We start from the raw sequence: 2,914 nt of genomic DNA on the forward strand, positions 1-2,914 counted from the left end.
CCGTCACAGGATGGAAAGATCCTCCGAATCTCGCTCATATCAGGCTTTGATCCGGTTCACACGTCGGCCGGCTCTCCTTGGCGTCAGACGCGGTCCAAGGGATGGATCCGCTCGCCCGGTTGGGGGTACGTCACATGCGTAGACCGAGAGTGACAGATCGCTCGGTGGACGATCGCTTGATGGCAGGACCGAGGAGATTTCGGGCGCTGTCGTTGGCGGCACTGTCCGTACTTGTGCCGCTTGCGGGTGCCGCACTCGCGCTTCCCGCAAGCGCGGCACCGTCCGGACCGCCCAGGACGCCTGACTGCGCCTGGCGGGTGGAAGCCTCGCCGCAGACGGTCAACGCGGGTCTGCTGGACAGCGACGCCGTGTACTGGGTCATGCCGTTCGCCGTCCAGAAGGATCTCAACATCGTGCTGTCGGGTACGTACGCGGATGCGCGTTACACATCCCTGACGGTGTACGACAGCAGCTTCGCGCCCTTCACCACGTCCAATGGTGTCAGTTCGGAACTGACTGACTACCACATTGCGCCGGACGCGGGCAGTCTCAACCCGTGGCAGGTACCGGCATCCCCGGGTGGTCACTTTAATGCTGACTCTCCGTCCCGACGCAGCCCCGGGGCAGACCAACGTCCTCCCTCTTGCCCCTGAGGGCACCCCGGCGGGCCGGGCCGGGTATCTCATCTACCGGGTCTACCTGCCCACAGGTGGCGACCAGGCGGTGTGGCTTCCCGGTGTGGCCTTCGAGCAGGACGGCACCACGGTGAACGTCCCGCTGTGCGCGCCCGGCTCGCAAGTCGGTGCCACGCCCGACATGGTGGCCGGCCTGTCGGCGGCTGCCACGACGAGCGGAGATCTGCAGTTCGCCCGCGGGACGTCGAGCAACGGCTCCTTGTTCCCCAACCCTGACAATGCCTATCTGGAAGCCTCGGTGACGCCGCCCGGCGGCGACAACGTGGTCGTTGTCCGGGCCAAGGCACCTACCACGCCTGGTGGCGAGCATCCGGCGCCATGGCCGTCGGCGGCGAACCTGCGCTACTGGTCCCTGTGCGCGGACCTCCCGACACCGCCGCTGCCCGTGGTTGTGAACACGCTGCCCGACGGCACCGTTGACTACGGTTGCCGGGCGGACGAGGCCACGGCGCTCGACTCGACCGGCTACTATACGTTCGTCGTGGGCACCGAAGCGCAGCGGGCCGCAATCGACGGCATTCCCGGAGCGACGTTCATACCCTTTTCCACGGATAATCCGACGACGCCGCACGTGCTGCTGCTGCGCAACCTTCTCGGTAATTTTCCGTATGCCGTCCAGAATGTTCCGCCTGACAACAACCCGGCATCGGCCGCGGCGGTCATGGGGAGCTACTACCCACAGGCCGCGGTCTGCCCGCTGTCGACTCTTCAGGCCGGCGGTCCGGCGGCCTGCCTTTCGTAATTGACACTGCCGAGTTCTCCCGTGGGTGGATCGGGCGATTCCGGTTCACCCACCGGGAGAAAGAGCCCGACGGTGGTCCCGATGCCGGGAGCGGAACGTACCTGCGCGGTACCACCGTGTGCCGCCGCGACGGCCGCGACGATGGACATGCCCAGACCGCTGCCGCCGTGGATCCGATCGCGACTCCCCGACGCCCGCCAGAAGCGGTCGAATATCCGTTCAGCCGATTCCTGGGGCATACCCGGTCCGAAGTCGCGGATCTCGAGGTGGACGCGGGTGCTGTCACGGGCAAGTGTCGCCTCGACCCGGGCTGTCACCGGCGTGTGGACCCGCACGTTCGACAGGAGGTTCCCGACCACCTGGCGCAGGGCGTCCGCGTCCCCGACCACCATGCACCGGTCCGGACAGGTCAATGCGATGGGACGGTCCGGCTCCACCGCGGTTGCATCGGCGACCGCGTCCCGCAGCACGGCGGACAGGTCCACGTTCGAGCGGTCCAGCGGCCGGTGCTCGTCGAGGTGGGCCAGATAGAGCATGTCGTCGACCAGCGCGCTCATCCGGGCGCTCTCCTCCTGGACGCGCCGCAGCGCATCGTCCACACCCGTCGGTGGGACGACACCCTGGCGCATCAGGTCGACATAACCGCGAATGGAGGTCAGCGGAGTCCGCAGCTCGTGGGAGGCATCGGCGACGAACCGCTGCAGCCGTTCCTGCGAGCGGACCCGTTCCTCGAACGCCGACTGGATCTGACCGAGCATGATGTTGAGCGCGGCGGCGAGCCGGCCGACCTCGCTGCGCACCGGCGAGTCGGGCACGCGCCGGGACAGGTCCCCGCCGGCGATTGCCGCGGCGGTCTCCGCGACGTCCCGCAACGGCCGCAGGCCACGGCCGAGAAGCAGCCACGCCGAGATACCCGCGCCGATAAGCACTGCGAGGCTGGCGATGAGCTCTATCCCCGCCAGCCGGGCGACGGTCGTGGTTACCGGGCGCAGTGGGACGGCGACCAGGTCGGTCCCACCCTTGGCGGGTAGCACCCCGACGATGGCGCGAAAGCGTCTGCCGCCGTCGACGATGTTGAACGGCGCTCCGGAGGCGATCCGGGCGTCGATATCCGTGACGGCGTCGAGGAGTGGACGCGATGGCGTGGGACCACTACCGCTTCCGGTGACGACCCGGACCGAACCGTCGCGCAGGCGGAGTTCCACCACGTAGTCGGTCGGGGCGATCACGCGTTGCAGGCTTTCGGCGCCGATCACCGGTGTCATTCGGGCCAGCAATCCACTACGTGCTGTCACAAGATTCTGGGCGCCGCGCAGCTGGTCGTCCGTCTGCTGGAAAAGATAGGTACGCAGCGCGAAGATGCTGATGGCGGCGGTGGCGGACAACCCCACCGTGAGCAGGGCCAGCAGGCCGAACATCAGCCGGGTCCGCAGCGCGACCCCCGGACGTGGGTTACTGGACATCCGAGCACTCTCCA

At 67.8% G+C, this 2,914-nt stretch carries 3 protein-coding genes; 2 read left to right on the forward strand and 1 reads right to left on the reverse strand.

Annotated features, from left to right (window positions below):
* Positions 1 to 179: 179 nt before the first annotated feature.
* Both U9980_RS25310 and U9980_RS25315 read left to right on the forward strand, forming a co-directional pair.
* The gene (locus tag U9980_RS25310; RefSeq protein ID WP_322770222.1) at positions 180 to 653 is read left to right on the forward strand and encodes a hypothetical protein; all 474 of its coding nucleotides are present in this window, start codon (positions 180 to 182) and stop codon (positions 651 to 653) included.
* Positions 592 to 1,437 (forward strand): hypothetical protein, encoded by an 846-nt coding sequence (locus tag U9980_RS25315; protein WP_322770223.1) that lies wholly within the window; start codon positions 592 to 594, stop codon positions 1,435 to 1,437. Before U9980_RS25310 ends, U9980_RS25315 begins: the two co-directional genes overlap by 62 nt.
* On the opposite strand, the gene U9980_RS25320 is transcribed toward U9980_RS25315, so the two are convergent.
* The coding region (locus tag U9980_RS25320) for a HAMP domain-containing sensor histidine kinase (RefSeq protein ID WP_322770224.1) at positions 1,404 to 2,914 on the reverse strand (1,511 nt) is incomplete at its 5' end. The genes U9980_RS25315 and U9980_RS25320 overlap by 34 nt on opposite strands.

The organism is Protofrankia sp. Cr1 (assembly GCF_963555865.1).
Classification (GTDB): Bacteria; Actinomycetota; Actinomycetes; order Frankiales; family Frankiaceae; genus Protofrankia.